The sequence below is a fragment of the Mycobacterium sp. SMC-4 genome, assembly GCF_050205565.1.
In the GTDB taxonomy this organism is placed as follows: Bacteria; Actinomycetota; Actinomycetes; order Mycobacteriales; family Mycobacteriaceae; genus Mycobacterium.
On the sequence record NZ_JBNMQU010000006.1, the window covers coordinates 238,506 to 257,038 of the forward strand.

The 18,533-nt window shown below is 67.0% G+C and carries 19 protein-coding genes; 14 read left to right on the forward strand and 5 right to left on the reverse strand.

All coding sequences use genetic code 11. The features are described 5' to 3' along the window. Positions 1–11 precede the first annotated feature (11 nt). The 7 genes from ACQI46_RS13080 to ACQI46_RS13110 all read left to right on the forward strand — a co-directional run bounded on the left by ACQI46_RS13080 (position 12) and on the right by ACQI46_RS13110 (position 6,415). The gene (locus tag ACQI46_RS13080; RefSeq protein WP_427094419.1) at positions 12–365 is read left to right on the forward strand and encodes a hypothetical protein; all 354 of its coding nucleotides are present in this window, start codon (positions 12–14) and stop codon (positions 363–365) included. Between the two features lie 227 nt (positions 366–592). After that, positions 593–847, forward strand: coding sequence for a DUF3297 family protein (locus tag ACQI46_RS13085; RefSeq protein WP_427094420.1), 255 nt, complete (start codon positions 593–595; stop codon positions 845–847). A gap of 71 nt (positions 848–918) precedes the next feature. Then, on the forward strand, positions 919–2,043 hold the full coding sequence (locus ACQI46_RS13090; RefSeq protein WP_427094421.1) for an LLM class flavin-dependent oxidoreductase: 1,125 nt from the start codon (positions 919–921) through the stop codon (positions 2,041–2,043). Continuing rightward, positions 2,040–3,221: a sulfotransferase family protein gene (locus ACQI46_RS13095; protein WP_427094422.1), complete on the forward strand. Its 1,182-nt coding sequence runs from the start codon at positions 2,040–2,042 to the stop codon at positions 3,219–3,221. Before ACQI46_RS13090 ends, ACQI46_RS13095 begins: the two co-directional genes overlap by 4 nt. After that, positions 3,221–4,465 carry a DUF1214 domain-containing protein gene (locus ACQI46_RS13100; protein ID WP_427094423.1) on the forward strand — a complete coding sequence of 415 codons (1,245 nt, stop codon included), beginning with the start codon at positions 3,221–3,223 and terminating at the stop codon, positions 4,463–4,465. Before ACQI46_RS13095 ends, ACQI46_RS13100 begins: the two co-directional genes overlap by 1 nt. A 1-nt stretch (position 4,466) precedes the next feature. Then, positions 4,467–4,988 (forward strand): VOC family protein, encoded by a 522-nt coding sequence (locus ACQI46_RS13105; protein ID WP_427094424.1) that lies wholly within the window; start codon positions 4,467–4,469, stop codon positions 4,986–4,988. Beyond that, positions 4,985–6,415 carry a carboxylesterase/lipase family protein gene (locus ACQI46_RS13110; RefSeq protein WP_427094425.1) on the forward strand — a complete coding sequence of 477 codons (1,431 nt, stop codon included), beginning with the start codon at positions 4,985–4,987 and terminating at the stop codon, positions 6,413–6,415. Before ACQI46_RS13105 ends, ACQI46_RS13110 begins: the two co-directional genes overlap by 4 nt. A 52-nt stretch (positions 6,416–6,467) precedes the next feature. Here the strand turns inward: ACQI46_RS13110 and ACQI46_RS13115 are convergent, their stop codons facing one another. The 5 genes from ACQI46_RS13115 to ACQI46_RS13135 form a co-directional block, all read right to left on the reverse strand. After that, positions 6,468–7,985 carry an HNH endonuclease signature motif containing protein gene (locus ACQI46_RS13115; RefSeq protein WP_427094426.1) on the reverse strand — a complete coding sequence of 506 codons (1,518 nt, stop codon included), beginning with the start codon at positions 7,983–7,985 and terminating at the stop codon, positions 6,468–6,470. A 43-nt stretch (positions 7,986–8,028) separates the two neighbouring features. After that, positions 8,029–8,370: a DUF3703 domain-containing protein gene (locus ACQI46_RS13120; protein WP_427094427.1), complete on the reverse strand. Its 342-nt coding sequence runs from the start codon at positions 8,368–8,370 to the stop codon at positions 8,029–8,031. Then, complete coding sequence (locus ACQI46_RS13125) at positions 8,367–9,071, reverse strand: cation transporter (RefSeq protein WP_427094428.1); 705 nt, start codon at positions 9,069–9,071, stop codon at positions 8,367–8,369. The genes ACQI46_RS13120 and ACQI46_RS13125 overlap by 4 nt, the downstream gene beginning before the upstream one ends. Beyond that, positions 9,071–9,409, reverse strand: coding sequence for an ArsR/SmtB family transcription factor (locus ACQI46_RS13130; RefSeq protein ID WP_427094429.1), 339 nt, complete (start codon positions 9,407–9,409; stop codon positions 9,071–9,073). Before ACQI46_RS13130 ends, ACQI46_RS13125 begins: the two co-directional genes overlap by 1 nt. 62 nt (positions 9,410–9,471) lie before the next feature. Further along, positions 9,472–10,848 carry a PucR family transcriptional regulator gene (locus ACQI46_RS13135; protein WP_427094430.1) on the reverse strand — a complete coding sequence of 459 codons (1,377 nt, stop codon included), beginning with the start codon at positions 10,846–10,848 and terminating at the stop codon, positions 9,472–9,474. Positions 10,849–10,990: 142 nt separating this feature from the next. Here ACQI46_RS13135 and ACQI46_RS13140 point away from each other — a divergent pair, with 142 nt between their 5' ends. The 7 genes from ACQI46_RS13140 (at position 10,991) to ACQI46_RS13170 (ending at position 18,526) form a co-directional block, all read left to right on the forward strand. Then, positions 10,991–12,442 (forward strand): APC family permease, encoded by a 1,452-nt coding sequence (locus ACQI46_RS13140; protein WP_427094431.1) that lies wholly within the window; start codon positions 10,991–10,993, stop codon positions 12,440–12,442. Next, the gene (locus ACQI46_RS13145) at positions 12,435–13,127 is read left to right on the forward strand and encodes an SDR family NAD(P)-dependent oxidoreductase (RefSeq protein ID WP_427094432.1); all 693 of its coding nucleotides are present in this window, start codon (positions 12,435–12,437) and stop codon (positions 13,125–13,127) included. Before ACQI46_RS13140 ends, ACQI46_RS13145 begins: the two co-directional genes overlap by 8 nt. Continuing rightward, positions 13,124–13,888 (forward strand): SDR family NAD(P)-dependent oxidoreductase, encoded by a 765-nt coding sequence (locus ACQI46_RS13150; RefSeq protein WP_427094433.1) that lies wholly within the window; start codon positions 13,124–13,126, stop codon positions 13,886–13,888. The genes ACQI46_RS13145 and ACQI46_RS13150 overlap by 4 nt, the downstream gene beginning before the upstream one ends. 38 nt (positions 13,889–13,926) lie before the next feature. Then, positions 13,927–14,874, forward strand: a complete 948-nt coding sequence (gene speB, locus ACQI46_RS13155; RefSeq protein WP_427094524.1) for an agmatinase — start codon at positions 13,927–13,929, stop codon at positions 14,872–14,874. 196 nt (positions 14,875–15,070) lie between these two features. Continuing rightward, positions 15,071–16,426, forward strand: coding sequence for a type III glutamate--ammonia ligase (glnT, locus tag ACQI46_RS13160; RefSeq protein ID WP_427094434.1), 1,356 nt, complete (start codon positions 15,071–15,073; stop codon positions 16,424–16,426). 28 nt (positions 16,427–16,454) lie between these two features. Further along, a complete protein-coding gene (locus tag ACQI46_RS13165; RefSeq protein WP_427094435.1) occupies positions 16,455–17,459 on the forward strand; it encodes an alpha/beta fold hydrolase in 1,005 nt (334 codons plus the stop codon). Between the two features lie 32 nt (positions 17,460–17,491). After that, entirely contained in the window at positions 17,492–18,526 is a 1,035-nt protein-coding gene (locus ACQI46_RS13170; RefSeq protein WP_427094436.1) for a D-2-hydroxyacid dehydrogenase, read from the forward strand. The last annotated feature ends 7 nt before the right edge of the window (positions 18,527–18,533 follow it).

An 18,533-nucleotide genomic window follows, 5' to 3' on the forward strand; every position in this document is an offset into this window, starting at 1 on the left:
GGAGGCAATATATGGGAGCGACGTCAGATAGCGACAACTCTCAATGGTCGGACGGCATTCTGCGGTTCGGCGCGCGCGCCTTGGAGAATGAAAAGCCGGGTGCCGTATGGGATCCGCCCCAGGGTGAAATATTCGTACAATCACTCTACTTCGAATTGGGTGTAGATGATGAATATGGTCCGAGCGAGAACATCCTAGATAATAACAGGGTGCGAATGGCCGCAGGGATCATCCAGGAGTTAAACCCGACTCCGCACGGCGAGTCAATTCTGCCCACTGACGATCCGGCTAAGTTGCAGTATTTTTACCGAAGGATGCGCAGGCTTGCCAAGCATTCCTTGAAGGCGCCGCAGCGAGACAAGTAGGGGGACGCAGCCGTCGCAGAAGCTCAGCGCGTGCTGGGCCGCGCCGACTTGCGCGATCCCGCGTAATTTGGTGGACGTCACTGATACTCTGATTGGTTGAGCCGGTTTCCGAGGAAGCGGCTATAGCAGCAGGGACAGCGCAGCCAAGAAATCGGCCGCGCGATTAGCGTCGGGTAGGTTCACAGCGGTTCCACCCCAGACCGACGCAGCATCTACCGAAAGCCATCATGTCCGAGGACCAGAGCACCGACGTTCCACCGAATCACCTCTCCATTGATCCGAACAGCCCCTTCTATAGCGAAGAGGCGCTCCGCCGGGACGTCGGCATTCGCTTCAATGGCGTCGAGAGAACCAACGTTCACGAGTACGACGTGGCCGAGGGTTGGGTGCGCGTCGAAGTGCCCGCCAAGGATCGTCGCGGAAACCCCATGGTCGTGAAGCTCAATGGCACTGTCGAACCTTATTTTCGCCAGGCGGAATAACGCCGCCAGCGCTGAGCAGATGCACAGCAATCTCGGGACGTAACCACTGATCCTCGGGTAGCTTCCGCTGCATGCCTCTGGAGCTGGCCGCGTTCTTCCGGACGACGCTGCCGCTGGATCTCAGCCGGCTCGACGCCCTCGATGACGGCCGCTACCACTCTCTGTGGCTGCCCGATCACCTCGTGAGCTTCTGGCCGGACTCGATCTGGACGCCGGAGTTCACCGACCTCGCGCAAGTCTCGCCGTCGCCGCACCGCTACCTGGACACCTTGGCCCTCGCCGGTGCCGTCGCGGCCCGCACGACCCGCGCTCGCCTCGCGACGAGCGTCCTCGACACCGTCCGCCGCCACCCGGTGATGCTGGCCCAGTCGGCGCTCACGCTGAGCCATCTCTCCGACGGCCGGTTCATCCTCGGGCTGGGTGCGGGCGAGCGCGAGAACCTGGCACCGTACGGCTTCGACCACCGGGGCACGGTCAGCCGGTTCGCCGAAGCGCTGCGGCTGATCCGCCTGCTCTGGAGCACCGACGGGCCGATCGACTTCGCCGGGCACTATTTCACGCTTGAGCACGCCCGCCTGGACACCGACCTGCACCACACCGGCCCGCCACCGATCTGGATCGGCGCCAACGGCCCCCGCATGCTGGAACTGGTGGGTCAGTTCGGCGACGGCTGGTGGCCGACGGGCAGCGCCGGGCCCGAGACGTACGCCGGTCAGTTGGCGCGCATTCGGGAAGCGGCCGAACGAGCCGGACGTGATCCGCAGGCGATCACCCCGGCGAAGATGGTGGTCTGCCTCGTCGGCGAGCCCGACGAACTCGACGAGATCATGCAACGACCGTTGGTGAAATCGCTGGTGCTGCAACTGACGGCCGACGCACTGGCAGCCGCCGGTCACCGCCATCCGATGGGGGAGCACTGGCGCGGCATCCAGGACATCGACCCGCGCGTGCTGACCCGCGACCGGCTGCTCCGGCTCTTCGACGAGGTGGATCCGGCCGCGATCCTCTCCGTCGTCCCGCACGGCACACCCCGACAGGTCGCCGCGCAGATCGCCGACTTCGGTGCGGCGGGCGCCCGGGTCGTGTCCGTGCTCGACTACAGCGGAATGGCCGGCCAGGCCTACGCCGCCGCATCGGCACGCAACGTCCGTGAGGTCGAGGACGCACTACTGCAACTCACAGGAAGCACACCATGACACTTCTGGACGCCGACGTCCTGATCGCCGACGCCAAGGAATCCACGGGGCTGACCGACTTCGGTGACGACACCTTGCCAGAGCGCGTGGCACTCGTCGTCGACCGGCTCAACGGCGCCGGACTCGACGACACCGGTTCGCGGGCAGCCGTATTCACGATCGACGGCCTGCTGACGAGCCGCCTGCACTTCATCGCTGACCGCGCGCGCCTACCGCTCGCGGACGAACGGATCACCGCTCCGCTCTTCGCCACCGGCGAGCCGCGGTCGGGGACCACGCTGCTGCATGCCCTGCTCGCCGAGGACGAAGACTCACGCGCGCTGCGGTTCTGGGAGGTCATGTACCCCTCGCCGCCGCCGGGTCCGGCCGTTGGGGCGAGCGAAGCGACGGGGGAACACAGCGCCGACGACCCACGCCGGGCGCAGGCCGATGCCGACTGGCGGGAGATCCTCGACCGCATCCCGCCGTGGATCGTCAGCCACCCCTACAACGATTTGCTCGGCGCCGGGCTGCCCGAGTGCGAACGCACGTGGGCCTTCGACTTCCGCGCGATGAACCCGAGCGCTTGGTGGCGAGTCCCCATGAAAATCCAGAACTTTCCGCAGGACCATCACGCGCAGTACGCGCTGCACCACATGATGCTGCAGCACATCCAGTACACCCGCCCACCGAAGCGCTGGGTGCTCAAAGGCTTTCACGGCCGGCGCCTGAAGGCGCTGTTCGACACCTACCCCGACGCCCGCATCGTCTGGGTGCACCGCGACCCCGTGCAGGTGCTGGCGTCCCAGATCGTGGCCTTCGGACAGATCAACGAGAGCCTCGCCGGCGCACTGGACTGGAACCAGTACGCCAAGGACACGATCGAAGGGTCCCGGGCCAACTTCCACGCCTACCTCACCGACCCGCTCGTCGACGACCCGCGCATCCACCATGTCCGCTACCGCGACTTCGTCGCCGACCCGGTTGCCACGATCGGCGGCTTCTACGATTTCGCCGGGGTACCGTTCTCGGCCGAAGCCGAGAAGGGGATGCGTGACTACCTCGTCACCAACCGCAGCGATCGGTATGGCAAGTTCACCTACTCCACCGACGTCCTGCCGGTGCCCGTGCAGGAACTGCACGACGAGTTCGCCGCCTACCGCGAGCGGTTCGGCGTCGACATCGAGACGAGACGCTGATGGCCTTCGGTGACACCTCTGACGACGAGGCACTACGGGCGGCGTGGCATGAATTCTGCGACCGGCTCAGGGCGGCAGGAGATCTCGCGTTCAAGGACACCTCTCCGGCGAACTCTCTCCAGCGCGCCGACGCGTTCCGCTACCTGACGCAGAACCTCGGGCAGGCCTACGACCTCGCGCTGGAGACCAAGAACACCCGCTACCCGATGATCCATCCGTTCTGCGGGCCCACCCGCAAGCTCGGCGGTGACAACGCGGACTTCGTCTACCTGCAGGCGTGGATCGACGGCGCATCGACCTACCGGATCACCGGTGACCGGGGCACGGCGCGTTTCCTCAACTTCACCGTGCAAGGACCGCGACCCGAGAAGGACGTCTACTACGGCGCCGATCACCCGAACCTGCACGAGCCCTTCGGCGACACCCCCGAGGCGAACATCACCGGCGAGGACCTGGTCATCGAGCCCGACGGCAGCTTCGTCCTCTATGTCGGAGGCTCACGGCGCGAACCGAATTGGCTGCCGACCACCCCCGGCTCGCGGAAACTGTTCATGCGACAGGGTTTCGACTCCTGGGCGGAACGTTCGGCGCAGTTCAGCATCGAGCGCATCGACATGGACGAGCCACGCCCGGTGCCGACGCCACAGGATCTGATCGCGTCGATGCACTGGGCCGGCGACTTCCTCACCGGGGCGATGACGGACTGGCCGGACCGCGAACTGCAGATCGGCTCCCTGTTCGGCGAGCCCGAGCCCAACGTGTTTCCCGACGCGCGCTTCGCCGGCACGGCGGAGCAACGCGACGCGCGTCGTGGTCGCCTCATCGTCACCATGCCGTGGCGGCTCGGGCCGGACGAAGCACTGATCTTCGAGTTCGCCGACGAAGGAGAGTTCTGGATGCTGACCAACATGGGTGCGTTCTGGAACAGCATGGACTACCTGTACCGGCAGGTGAGCTACACGCCGAGCAGATCGGCGATCGACGCCGACGGTCGCGTGCGAATGGTGATGGCCCACAACGACCCTGGTGTGCACAACTGGATCGACACACAACGTTTCAGCGAGGGCTACCTCACGATGCGCGTGATCGGAAGCCGTCGGCTGCCAGAGGTCAGCACGAAGGTGGTGAATGCCGCCGACCTGGACACCGTGCTGCCCGCCGGCACCCGGCGCGTGACTCCCGAAGAGCGGGCAGCGCAACTGCATGCTCGCTTCGACGCCATCCGCGACAGGTACAGGATCTGACATGGACCCGAAACTCGAGACGCTCGCTGCGTCCGCCTTCGACAACGTCTACCACGTAGGCCACCTCGTCCCGGACCTGTTGCTCGCCATGGAGGTACTCGGCAAGACCATGCAGATCACGTGGGCGCCACCGTTCGAGATGCGCAGCGGCTTCACCCGTCCGAACGGCTCCACCGACGACCAGTCTGTCCGCATCGCGTTCTCCACGTCCGGTCCGCCCTACCTGGAACTCATCGAGGTCGTCGATGTCGCGGACTCGATCTTCGCCGAACCCAAGCTCGGCGGCCCTCACCACGTCGGCTACTACGCCGCGCGCTGGCGTGACGACGTCGCGCGGCTGCAGGACGACGGGTGGGAGTTGGAGCGCACCGGTGCCGGCGTCGCGTACCTGCGCGACGCGCGTACCGGGCTGCGCGTGGAGGTGGTCAGCTTCAAGGGTCGCGACTTCATGACCCAGGTGCTCAGCGGCGAGATGGGGCGGCAATTCCCTCTGACCGGAACCTCCAGGCCGATGCGCCCGTGAACGCAGTCGCGCGCACCACGTACGGAGCGCTGCGCGGTGATACCGGCGAAGGTGTCGTCGTCTTCCGCGGTGTGCCGTACGCTGCGCCGCCAACCGGCGAACGCCGTTGGCGCCCAACACAACCCGTGGCCGGCTGGACCGGCGTGCGCGACGCCACCGCATTCGGGCCGATCGCGCCGCAGGACATCTCGCCCGAGCGGCTGGCCAAGCGCGGCCTGACCATGAGCGAGGACTGTCTGACGCTCAACATCTGGACCCCCGCGGTCGACGACAAGCGTCGGCCCGTGCTGGTCTTCCTACACGGTGGCGGCCAGGCGCAGGGCCACGGATCGGCGCCGTTGCTCGACGGCTCGCGGCTGGCCCGGCGTGGCGACATCGTGGTGGTGACGCTGAACTTCCGGCTCGGGGTGCTGGGCTCCCTCTACGCGCCTGACTGGCACGGTGTCGACTCCACGAACCTGGCATTGCGTGACCAGAAGCACGCGCTGCAGTGGGTACAGGAACAAATCGGTGCTTTCGGTGGCGACCCGACCGCCATCACGGTGGCAGGGCAATCTTCCGGTGCGATCGCGATATCGGCCATGCTCGCCGCAGGGTGTGATCTCTTCGACCGCGCGATCCTGCAGAGCGGCGGGTTGGAGCGCGTCCGCTCTACGGCGGCCGCTTCGGCCGTCGCGGCGCAACTCGGTGGCCTCTCGTGCACCAGTGAGCCGAGTGTCGAGGAAATCCTTGCCGCGCAACGCCACATCGACACCGGATTCGTGCCGCCGCAGGGTCCGTTCCATCCCTGCATCGACGGGGACGTCATCGCTGAGCATCCGTTGGTGGTGGCGCGGAATCGCAACTTGCCGGGGATCCCGATCCTCGCCGGTACGACGCGCGACGAGTGGCGGATCTTCGACGCCGCGCTCGACGAGGGCGTCTTCACCGAGGAGTACCTCCGGGAGAGGGCGCATGCCCTGGCCGGGGATGATCACGACCCCGACGCGGTGGTGGCGACGTACCGCGCTGACCATCCCGAGCCTCGGGATATCGCCAGCGCGATGGTCACCGATTACCACTTCACCGCGCCGACCGAGCAGTTCGTCGCCGCCCACGCCCGACGCGGGAACCCGGTCTTCCGGTACGAACTGCAATGGCCCTCTCCTCGTCCTGGCTTCGGGGCGTGCCACGATTCCTGCCTGGCTTTGGTTTTCGGCAATCTGGACGCCGCGCCTGCGCTGGCCGGTGTCGACGAGGCGGCCCGGCACATGTCGGACACGGTTCAGGACCGCTGGCTGGATTTCATTCGCGGGGGAGAGCCCTGGGAGCGTTACGACGGTGCCGGCGGACCCACGATGCTGCTCGGTCCCGAGCCCGCGATCGCACACGGCCACCGCGCAGAGCAACTCGCGCTCTGGGAGAACCGCTATCCCGCGTATGGCTAGGTGGATTTGCGAAACGCACGCGGCGGCGCGTTCCAGTCCAAGTCCACGGCCGTCAGGCCACCCGGCCTCCCGGTGGTGCGGGTCCGCCGGGTTCGCCTGGATCGTCGGCCGGCGGAGCGCCGGACTCCGTGTCGTCGAGCACTGAGTCGTCCACCGGGTCGTCCGCGGGCTCCGGCGACGCGCCGGATTCGTTGTCGCCGTGCGGTTCTGGTTCCTCAGGTGGGCGAAGGAGTCGTTCGGGTTGGTGGTAGTAGTTGACCCGGGCCTGGCCGGTATCCAGTTCGGGTGGCGGGATCCATTCGACTTCGCAGCGCTCGTTGATTCGGGTGCTCCAGCCGCCCTCGTCGACGCTGCGGTTATCGCACCCGCAGGCCAGTCCGAGTTCGTCGACGTTGGTGTTGCCGCCCTTGGAGTAGTCGGCGGAGCCGTGGTGGGCTTGGCAGCCGTAGGCGCTGACGGTGCAGCCGGGTTTGGTGCAGCCGCCGTCACGCGCGATGAGCATGATCCGCTGCGCCGGTGACGCTATCCGCCGGGTGCGGAACAGATTCAGCGCGGATCCGGTCGCGCGGTCGAACACCGCCAGGTAGTGGTGGGCGTGCCCGGCCATCCGGATCACGTCGTTGATGGGCAGCACCGTGCCGCCACCCGTGGTGCCTACCCCGGCCCGGGACTCCAGGTCCTGCAGCGTCGTACGAATGATGACCGAGACCGGTAAACCGTTGAGTTGACCGAGCTCACCGCTCATCAACGCGATACGCCCGACCGCGACCAGCGCGTCGTGTTGACGTTGGGCCAGGCTGCGGTAATCGTTGTCGATCTGTTCCTGCGACGGTGTGCCCGAGGTGCACGGTTGCGGGTCATCGGGGTTACACATCCCGGGTGCGGCGAACTTGGCGAAGATCACTTCCCACACCGCCCGAGCCTCGGGAGTCAACTCCCCGGAAATGGCCGACATTCCGTCGTCGCGCTGCTTACCCAGCGAGATTCCGCGTTTACGAGCACGTTCGGGGTCATCAGGTTCGGGGCCGTCCTGATCCAACAGAAACAGAACCCGCTCGGCGACGTCATGCAGTTCCTTGGGACCGACCCCGGCCGCGGTGCGCACCAGATCGAGTTCGATCTGTTCGCGGGTGGCGGTGTCGACGAAACCGGGCAACCGATCAACAGCCCGACGGATTACCTCGACATGCTCGGCGTTGATCAGCCCGTGGGCTTGGGCGGCCGCGGTGGCCGGCAGCGTCGGCGGCAGGGCCGGTCCGATCAAGGACTGCCGCGGCGCCAACACCGCGGCTTCGGCCAACCGTCGGCGCGCCTCACGCGCCGAGATGCGCCAGCGCACGGTCAGCACTTCTTTCCACGACTTGGCCCCCATCGACTGGGGTGTCGCCTCGGCCTGCAGGCGAGCCAGTAGACGGTGGCTCATTGTGGGCAGCTGACACCCCAACGTCTCGAGTTCGTCGAGGGCGTCGACGAGTTCGGGTCGGGTCAACAGGTCAACATCACAGGCGGCCACCTCCTCGAAGGCGGCACGCAACGCGGTGACCGCGGCCTGCAAATCCCCACTCGACATAGTTCGAACATACGTGCGAACGCCGACAAATTCAGGTCCGGTTTCAACCGGCGAGCGCTGCGCGCAGATCTTCGGGGATCGGCATCGGCACAGTCAGTCCGGCGGCCGTGCGTCCGGTATTGCCCGCGGGATATCGGCCGGTGAGTGACCCGGGCGCGGCGAGAAAGATCCGCACCACCTGACCGAGTGCTTCCCGGCGGTCGCGCTGCCGCACCGCAAGGGTGAGCATCGCGACATGGTTGCAGGTATGTAGCCACGCGTCGGGCTGGGAGACGATGTGGGCCCGCTCGAGGTGATGCCACCGACGCTCAGCGGTGGTGGCGTTTCTCGCTGCCGCCATCTCATGCCGATAGGCGGCACGTGCGCTGTTGGTAAGGCGGGTCATGGCTGTTCCTCACAATCGGTGTCGCAGGGACGGCCGGGCGTGTTCTCATCCGTGGTCGGGACCGCGAGTCGTGTTGGCTGACAACAGCTGTCTCCCCGCCATGCCTCAATTCCCTCTCTGACCGCGACCGCGGCGATGATCAGGCCGGCGACCGGGTCTGCCCACGACCATCCGAACAGGCTGTTCAGCAGCAGGCCGACCAGCAGCACGGCCGAGAGGTAGGTGCACAGCAGCGTTTGCTTGGAATCCGCGACAGCAGAGAGCGATCCGAGTTCCCGCCCGGCCCGGCGCTGGGCGTAAGACAAAACGGGCATGATCGCCAGGCTCACGGCGGCCAGCGCGATCCCGACGGTGGAATGTTCGGCATCGCCGGTGCCCAGCAGGGCCGAGGCGGCGTCCACGGTGACATATGTGGCCAGCGCGAAGAAAGAGAACGCGATGACGCGCAGCGCCATCTTCTCGCGCGCCTCCGGATCCCGCCCGGCGAACTGCCATGCGACCGCTGCAGCGGAGGAGACCTCGATGAGTGAGTCAAGCCCGAACCCGATGAGCGCTGTCGACGACACCCGTGCGCCCTCGGTCAGGGCCACAATCGCTTCCATCACGTTGTAGGAGATCGTCAGTGCGACGAACAGTCGGACGCGGCGGGCCAGCACGGCCCGCCGGCCTGCGCTCACCGCGCTGTGCGTCGGCGCGGGCATCAGCTGCACCCGCACACGGCGCCGTCGGGGCCGACGCAGCGGCAATCCGGGTCGACCGCCAGCACCAGGCCCATGAGGTCGTCGAGTGCCTCTCCGATGCGCGCATCGGCGAGCTCGTACCGGGTGCGGCGGCCCTCGGGTACGGCTACCACCAGGCCGCATCCGCGTAGGCAGGCCAGATGATTGGAAAGCGTCTGTCGCGAGACGCCGATCGAGTCGGCCAGGTCGGCGGGGTAGCCGGGGGAGGTGTTCAAACTGAGCAGGATCCGGGTCCGCGTCGCATCCGAGAGGGCATGGCCGAAGCGTGCCAGCGCGTCGGTATGACTGACTGTCTGCACAGACGCAACAGTACAGCATTTCCTGTATTCAGAAAAGCGTGTACTCGCTGACGGGTTCCCGCCTACGGACGCTCCGCCCGCTCAGCAGCCCACAGGCCGATCATGAACGCGGTGACGTCCTTGTGCTGCAACGGATCCCGGCCGGTGATCTCGTGGATGCGGGTAAGCCGGTGGCGCACCGTGTTGGTGTGCAGGAACAGTTCCTTCGCGGTGTCGGTCAGTGACCCGTTGCAGGCCAGGAAGACTCGCAGCGTTCGCACATGCTGCGTGCCGCGGTGGCTGTCGAGTTCGGCCAGGGGGTCGATCAGTAGTTGCTTGAACGGCACCAGTTGAGCCGGCGGCAGTTGCTCGAGCAGGCTCTCCAACGTGCTGAGTTGGTCGGGCCCGACGCGGCCGCCACGCTGTTCGGCCAATGTCAGGGCGATGCGCGCCTGCGCGATCGCCGAACCGATGTCGGTCAACGGCACCGGCGCGGAGTGGCCGGTGGGCAGCGACAGATCGTCGGAGACCGCAACCTCGTCGACCGTCAGCATCAGGCACAGATCAGGAGCGTCGCCGATCAACGCCTCGGGGAACGCCATCGAAACCAGCGCGCCGGCACCGGGCGGCCACGCCGAGCATGCGATCTCGCCGGCCGAGAATCCCGGCCAGTCCAGCAGCTGACTCAGTGCGTCCGGCAGCAGCATCCGCCGCTCGACCAGGGAGAGCAGCTGCCCGACCCGCTCCCGGGCGAGCGCGGCCTCGATGTCGCGCTCGCCCTGCGCGGCGCGCACGAACCGCGCGATCAGGTCCAGCAGCGCAGGCTCGGGCTGGTCGCCGCGTCCCACCCACGTCAACGCACCCAGACCGGGCACGGCAACGGTGACCGAGTCATCGTCGTCGGGGGCGGTGCTGCCGTCGGGTTCGAGAAGGAAATAGCAGCCCAGCATCTGTCCGGCGCTGTCGAGCAGCTGACGCGGCGAGTCGTGCCGGCGCAGCGAGGCCAGCAGCTCGGGCACCAGCGCCTGGGTGGCGCGGGCCACCGCGATTTCCGAACCGAGCCACGATTCGGCGACGAAGCGGCTGACCTGGCTGAACGGGACGCTCGGTGGTGCCACCAGCACCGGCAGACCTTCTTCCCGGCACCGCGTGAGCAGCGGGGGCGGAACGACGTCGTGCCCGTCGCCGACCCCGAAGCACACCCCGGCGGCGCCCGCGCGGGTCAGAGCGTCGACGAACACCCCACAGTCGCGGTCGCTCTGCAGACTGATCCCGACGGTGCACACCAGCTCCCCGCCCCGGAGGTACCGGGACGGATCGCGCATCTCGGTGGTGTGCACCCAGCTGATCGGACGGTCCACCGACTGAGGAGGTCCCTCCGGGACCGACAAACCGAGCCCGGACGTCTCGAGCAGGTCGCGCAGGGTCGGTGCAGCGGACTCTTCGCGCGCCTCCGACACCCCGCGAGCGTAACGCGCGCGTCATCTGAGCCGGTGCTGTCGTTGTGGGATCGTTCAACGTCGAGGTGCGGCTGTGGTGCGATGCCAGCGTCTTCGGCCCTATGACTGGCGTGACAGCGCGTGCGGCGTGATAGTTCCAGCCATGTCGTCAATGGTCAGTCCGGTTGAGCAGCAGCCGCAGTTGCGCCGTGAATTCTCACTGGGGTCGGCGTTCGCCTTCGCCTTCGCTTTCATCTCTCCGATCGTCGCGCTCTACGGGATCTTCGGTCTGGCGCTGTCGGCGGCCGGCCCCAGCTTCTGGTGGGGATTCGCCCTGGTGTTCGGCGGCCAGCTGCTGGTCGCCCTGGTGTTCGCGACGCTGGTATCCCGCTGGCCGCTGGAGGGATCGATCTACCAGTGGTCGCGACGCCTGCTGGGCAAGACCTACGGGTGGTTCGCCGGCTGGGTGTACATGTGGACCCTGGTGATCGCGATGGCCACCGTCGCCCTGGGTGCGGCCGGCTTCGCGGCCAACATCGTCGGCGTCGAAGCGCCCTCCGGTGGCACGTTGGCGTGGATCGCACTGGTCATCCTGCTGGCCGGCACCGCGGTGAACCTGGTCGGACGGCAGGTTCTGAAGATCTTCATGATCGGCAGCATCATCGCCGAGGTCATCGGCTCGGTGGTGCTCGGCACGTGGCTGCTGCTGTTCCATCGCCACAATTCGCTGTCGGTGCTGTTCGAAGGTGGCGGCGCCGACTTCGACGCCTGGGCCTACCTCAGCGGGCCGTTCCTGATGGCGGTCGCGTTCATCGGCTGGTCGTTCGTCGGCTTCGAAAGCGCCGGCTCGATCGCCGAGGAAGTGCACAACCCGCGTCGGGACCTGCCCAAGGCGGTGCTGTTCTCGCTGGCGTTCATCGCCCTGGTGGTCGCGTACTCCAGCCTGGCGATCATCCTGGCCATCCCGGACCTCGACGCCGTCGCCGAGGGCGCCGTGGCCGACCCGGTGTACGAGACGCTGACCACGGCGCTGGGCGCCGGCATCGCCAAACCGGTCCAGGTCATGTTCATCATCGGATTCCTGGCCAGCTTCCTGGCGCTGCAGACCTCGGCGTCCCGGGTCATCTGGGCCTACGCCCGCGACGGTGCGCTGCCCGCGGCGAAGGTGCTCGTCCAGTTGCGCGGGCGCGCCGGCATCCCGGTGGTGGCGATCCTGGCGACCACGGTGCTGGGTGCCGGGCTGTTCCTGCTCAGCATCGTCGCCGGGGACGTCTACTCCCTGATGGTGAACTTCACCGCCGGCGGCTTCTACCTCGCGTTCCTGTTCCCGCTGATCGGCTTCCTCGTGGTCGTCCTGCGCAAGGCCTGGACGCCGGCGAACTTCTCGCTGCGTGGCTGGACACTGCCGGTCGCGGTGGTGGCCGTCGGGTGGGCGGTTCTGCAGTTCCTCAACATCGCCTGGCCCCGAGCCGCTTTCGAGCAGCGCTACCTCGACTGGTCGGTGTGGATCGGCATTGTGGTGCTCGGAATCATCGGTGCGGTGCTGTACAGCAGCGTCAAGTCCCGGATCAATGCACCGAACGATCACGACGAATCCGTGCTGGCCGATGACTGATCAACCCGTCGCTCTGGTGACCGGCGGCGCGAGTGGGATCGGCGCCGCGGTGGTCGAGGCGCTCACCGCGCGCGGCTACACCGTCGGCATCCTGGATCTGCATGCCGGTCCGCACGAGAACAGCATCGCCGTCGACATCTCGGACGGACCAGCGGTCTCGGCGGCGGTCGCGCAGCTGCGCGACCGGCTCGGTCCGATCAGCGCGGTGGTGAACTCCGCCGGCCACTACGAGATGGTTCCGGTCTCCGACATCACGCCCGACGCATGGCGCACGATGCTGCGCGTACACCTCGGCGGGCTGTTCAACCTCGCGCGCGCCACGCTTCCGGATCTGATCGCGACCCGCGGATCTCTGGTCGCCGTCGCCAGTGAACTGGCCGTCGGCGGTGGCGAGGACGACGCGCACTACGCGTCGGCCAAGGGGGCGGTCATCGGCCTGGTCCGCAGCCTGGCCGCCGAGGTGGCCGCTCACGGTGTGCGGGTCAACGCCGTCGCGCCGGGCCCCACCGACACCCCGCTTCTGGCCGCCGACAACCCTTGCCGCGCACCGGAATACCTGCAGACATTGCCGTTGCGCCGGCTCACCGTCCCGGTCGAAGTGGCGCGCTGCGTCGAATTCCTGGTCTGCGACGCCACGTTCAGCACTGGAGACGTGGTCAACGTCAACTCGGGAGCGGTGATATGAGCACGGACCTGACCGGCCGCATCGCGCTGGTCACCGGCGCCGCCCAGGGGATGGGCGCCGCGCACGCCCGGCGCCTGGCCGCCGCGGGTGCGACGGTCGCGGTCAACGACCGCCGGGACAGCGCCGCGCTGAGCGAGCTGGCCGCCGAGATCGGTGGATTGACCGCCGCCGGCGACGTCTCCGACCCGCAGCAGTGTCGCGCCATCGCCGAGCATGTCGCCGCCACCGCGGGCCGGCTCGATGTCCTGGTGGCCAACCACGCGTACATGACGATGGCGCCACTGCTCGATCACGATGTCGAGGACTGGTGGCAGGTGGTCGACACCAACCTCGGGGGCACCTTCTTCCTGGTGCAGGCCGTCCTGCCGTACATGCGCCGCGCCGGCGCGGGCCGCATCGTCGTGATCACCAGCGAATGGGGTGTGACGGGCTGGCCCGAAGCCACCGCGTACGCCGCATCGAAGGCCGGGCTGATCTCGATGGTCAAGACGCTGGGACGGGAGCTCGCACGCGAGCGGATCATCGTCAACGCGGTGGCGCCGGGAGTGATCGACACTCCCCAGCTGCAGGTCGACGCCGACGCCGCCGGTGTGCCCGTCGCCGAGATCCAGCGCAGCTACGCACAAGCCATCCCGATGGGCCGCATCGGCGAGGTCGATGAGATCGCCGCCGCGGTGGAGTTGTTGTCCGATTTCGCGTTGGAAGCCGTTGTCGGGCAGGTCATCTCCTGCAACGGCGGATCGACACGGGCCCGGGTTTAAAACGCGAGGAGAAGAAGTCAGTGCAAGACGAACCGCGAATGCAGTCGGCATCGGGTGTGCTCGGACAGATCGACGCCCAACAGGTGCCGCGCTATGCCGGATTCGGTACGTTCGCCCGCCTCCCACAACGCCACGAGGTCTCCGACCACGACATCGCCGTGCTCGGTGTGCCCTTCGACAGCGGTGTGACCTACCGGCCCGGAGCGCGCTTCGGCCCGGCCGCCATCCGGCAGGCGTCCCGACTGCTCAAGCCGTACAACCCGGCACTGGAGGTATCTCCGTTCGCGACCGCCCAGGTGGTCGACGCCGGGGACGTCGCCGCCAACCCGTTCGACATCACCGCCGCCGTCGATCAGATCAGAGACGGCATCCTCGGCGTGGTCACCCGTCCGGAACAGCGTTTCGTCCTCCTCGGCGGCGACCACACCATCGCGCTGCCGGCGTTGCAGGCCGTCAACGAATTGCACGGGCCCGTGGCGCTGGTGCACTTCGACGCCCACCTCGACACCTGGGACACCTACTTCGGCGCCCCCTGTACCCACGGCACCCCGTTCCGCCGAGCCTCCGAGCAGGGCCTGATCGTCAAGGGACATTCCGCCCACGTCGGTATCCGCGGCTCGCTGTATGACGCGGCCGACCTCCTCGACGACGCCGAACTCGGGTTCACCGCCGTGCACTGCCGCGACATCGACCGCATCGGCGTCGACGGGGTCGTCGAGCGTGTGCTGCAGCGCGTAGGCAGCCACCCGGTTTACGTATCCATCGACATCGACGTGCTGGACCCGGCTTTCGCGCCGGGCACGGGCACCCCGGAGATCGGCGGCATGACCAGCCGTGAGCTGGTGGCGGTGCTGCGCGCGATGCGCGCGCTCGACATCGTGGGCGCCGACGTGGTGGAGGTGGCGCCGTCCTACGACCACGCCGAGGTCACTGCCGTGGCCGCCGCGAACCTGGCCTACGAGTTGATCAGTCTCATGGTGAGCTGACGGTTCTCTGACCGGTCCGCCGAAATCGCCTGTGACGACGAGGTTTCGGGATCTCACGTGCGTGGATGCGATGTCGCGGAGCCAATCGACACTGCAGACCGGAAATCTCGTTTTTACATGAGGGCCACGACTGGGAAATAACTCGTTCCTAGGGTTTCGATAACTGATCGAAACTAGGGAATGAGGGGTCGACACGATGGCGCGCGACACAGCTGAGGTCGAGGTCATGGCCAAGCAGTTGAAAGAGGACGGCGTCCGGTACAGCATCGCCGGCTACACCGACCTGCACGGCAACATCAAGGGCAAGATGGTGCCGATCGACCACTTCCTGCAGATGTCGAAGGGCTCGGAGTTGTTCACCGGCGCCGCCCTCGACGGGTTGCCCCAGGACGTCAGCGACGAGGAACTGTCGGCGCATCCCGACCTCGACCGCGGTTTCGTCCTGCCATGGCGTAAAGATGTCGCGCTGTTCCTCTCCGATCTCTACGTCGGCGGAGAACCGTTCGAGGCCTCGACACGAAACGTGCTGGGGCGGCAGGTGAAAGCCGCCGAAAGCATGGGTTATCGGTTCAACCTCGGCGTCGAGACCGAGTTCTTCGTCCTGCAGGACGGTCCGGACGGTCCGAGCGCCCTCAGTGAGCGGGACACCCTGGACAAACCGTGTTACGCGGTACCCACACTCCTGGACAACATGGAGTGGATGGACGAGCTTGTCGCCCACATGAACGAACTCGGTTGGGACGTCTACTCGTTCGACCACGAAGATGCCCAGGGCCAGTTCGAGATCGACTTCGCCTACGCCGACGGACTGTCGATGGCCGACCGTGTCGCCTTCTTCAGGATGATGGCCAACGAGGTGGCCCGCAAGCACGGTGCCTTCGTCTCCTTCATGCCGAAGCCGTTCGCCGACCGCACCGGCTCAGGTGCGCACTTCAACATGTCCCTGGCAGGCCTGGACACCGGTACCAATCTCTTTGAGTGCGACGACGATCCGCGCGCCGCGGGGCTCAGCGAGATCGGCTACCATTTCGCGGCCGGGATCCTGCGGCACGCCGCTGCGATCTGTGCGGTCATCGCTCCCACGGTCAACAGCTACAAGCGACTGGTACGGCAGGGCAGCATGTCCGGGTCGACCTGGGCACCGATTTTTGCCACCTGCGGTGACAACAACCGAACCAACATGCTGCGCATCCCGCTCGGTGGCGGCCGCGTCGAGTGCCGTGCGGTGGACTCCGCGGCCAACCCTCACCTCGCCGGCGCCCTGCTGCTCGCTGCCGGTCTGGAAGGGGTGCGCGAGAAGCTCGAATTGGAGCAGTTCCACACCGAGAATCTCTACGAGGTCGACCCTTCCGAGTACCAGCAACGCGGTCTGTCTCTGCTACCGCGGACGCTGGACGAGGCCGTCGATGCGTTCGAAGCCGACCCGTTCACCAAAGAGGTGTGCGGCGAGAAGCTCTGGCAGTCGTTCATCGACTACAAACGCAGCGAGTGGACGTCCTACGCCACGGCGGTCACCAACTGGGAACGCGACCGCTACCTCAAGTTCTTCTGAGCACTCCACCCCACGACAAGCAGGGACTATGGCGACCGAACCGGGCGGCCAGCGCAGAGAGCTGTGCCTGCCGCGAATTTCACTGGAGGTCGGTGGTGAACTGACCGACGCGCAGATCACTTACCGGACATACGGAGCGTTGTCGGCCTCCGGCGACAACGCGGTGCTGTTGTTCACCTACTACACCGGTGACGACCGCAGCTACCAACCGTGGATCGGGCCGGGACGGCCGCTGGATCCCGGCGAGCACTTCGTCATCGTCGTCAACCATCTCGGCGGCGGGGTGTCGACGTCTCCGTCGACGTGGGGCGGCGCATATCCCGACGTCCGGCTGGGCGACAGCGTGCAGGCGACCAGACTCGTCCTCGACGCGCTGGGCGTTCGCCGTCTACGACTGGCCGCCGGTTGGTCGCTGGGCGGAATGCAGGCGCTGGACTTCGCGGCCCGATATCCGGACTGCGTCACAACGGTTTTCGCGCTGTGCTCGGCGGCCCGGTGTTCACCGGTCAACCAGGTCTTCCTCGACTCGGTTGCCGCGACGCTGAGTGGGGACGACCGTACCGACGAGGCGGCGGTGCGACAGCGCCTCGACACGTTCGGCCGTGTGTACGCGGGCTGGGCGTACTGCGCACAGTTCTTCGACGAGGAGGTCTACCGGGAGTTCGGCTACACCAGTCCCGCTGACGTCGTCCGACGCTGGGGAGCGGATCACCAGGCCATGCATGCCGGGGATCTGATGGCCGCGCTGCGGATGTGGCGTACGGCCGACGGTGGCGGCAGTCCCGACGCGCTGCGGGAACGCCTCGGTCGCATCACGGCACGCACGGTTCTGATGCCGTCACTGACCGACACCTACTTCACCGCCGGGGAGAACGTGCTCGAAGCAGCGTGGCTCGCCGACGGAGAGGTCAGGCCGCTGTCGTCCCCGCTGGGACATGTGGCAGGCCGTCCGGGGATTCGTGACCACGAGCAGGGCGAGGTCGATGCGTGCCTGCGCGAACTGATGGCCGTGGCGTCGCCACAACACGTTTGACAACAACACCGAGAGATCGAGCAGGAGCACGAGTGTCACTGAATGTCGTAGTCGCGGGTCTGCCCAAGGCGGTACAGAACGCCGAGAACCCCGACGAAGGAATCTGGCTCACCACGGAGCACAAGGACAGGATCACGGCTGTCGCCGACGACGTGTGGCTGGAGCACATCCCGGTGTCGGAACTGAACGCCGGACGGCCGCCCCAACGCCCCCCGCACGCGATCATGGTCGAGACCAGCGGCTCGAAGAAGGAAATCGAGATCGAGCAGGGCATCTTGAAGATGTCGGGTCTCGAGCAGCTGTTCAACCCGGAGCTGAAGCTGTTGCAGTCCATGAGCGCCGGCGCCGAGCACCTGGTGGGGATCATGCCCGAAGGCGTCGTGCTGGCCAACGCGTCCGGCGTGGCCGCCAACGCCATTGCCGAGACCGTCATCGCCGGGATCCTCGCGCACGCGAAGATGCTGCGGCAGCGCTGGGAGCATCAGGCAGCCCTGGAATGGAAGGAACTGCCGGCCCGCGAGCTCGAAGGCTCCACGATGACTGTGCTCGGTACCGGCAACATCGGTAGCAGAACGGCGACGATCGCGCGGGTACTGGGCATGCGCACCATCGGGGTCAACCGCCGCGGACAGGCCGTCGACGGCTTCGACAAGACGGTTCCGACCGCCCAATTGCACGACGCGCTCGGCGAATCCGACTACCTCGTGATCGCCGCGCCCCTGACACCGGACACCCGTGGACTGATCGACGCGAAGGCGCTGGCGGCGATGAAGCCCGGTGGCTGGGTGGCCAACGTCGCCCGCGGCGCGATCCACGACGCCGACGCCCTGACCGAGGCACTGGAACGGGGCCATCTGTCCGGAGCGCTCATCGACTGTCACGTCACCGAGCCGCTGCCGGCCGATGACCCCCTGTGGAAGGCGCCGGGAGCCATGGTGCTGCCGCATGATTCGCACGCCTCGCAACTGCTGGGCGACCGGCAGGTCGATGTGTTCGTCGACAACCTGACGCGCCTGGTCGCCGGACGCGAATTCCGCAACGTCGTCGATCTCGCACTCGGATACTGAGGGGGAC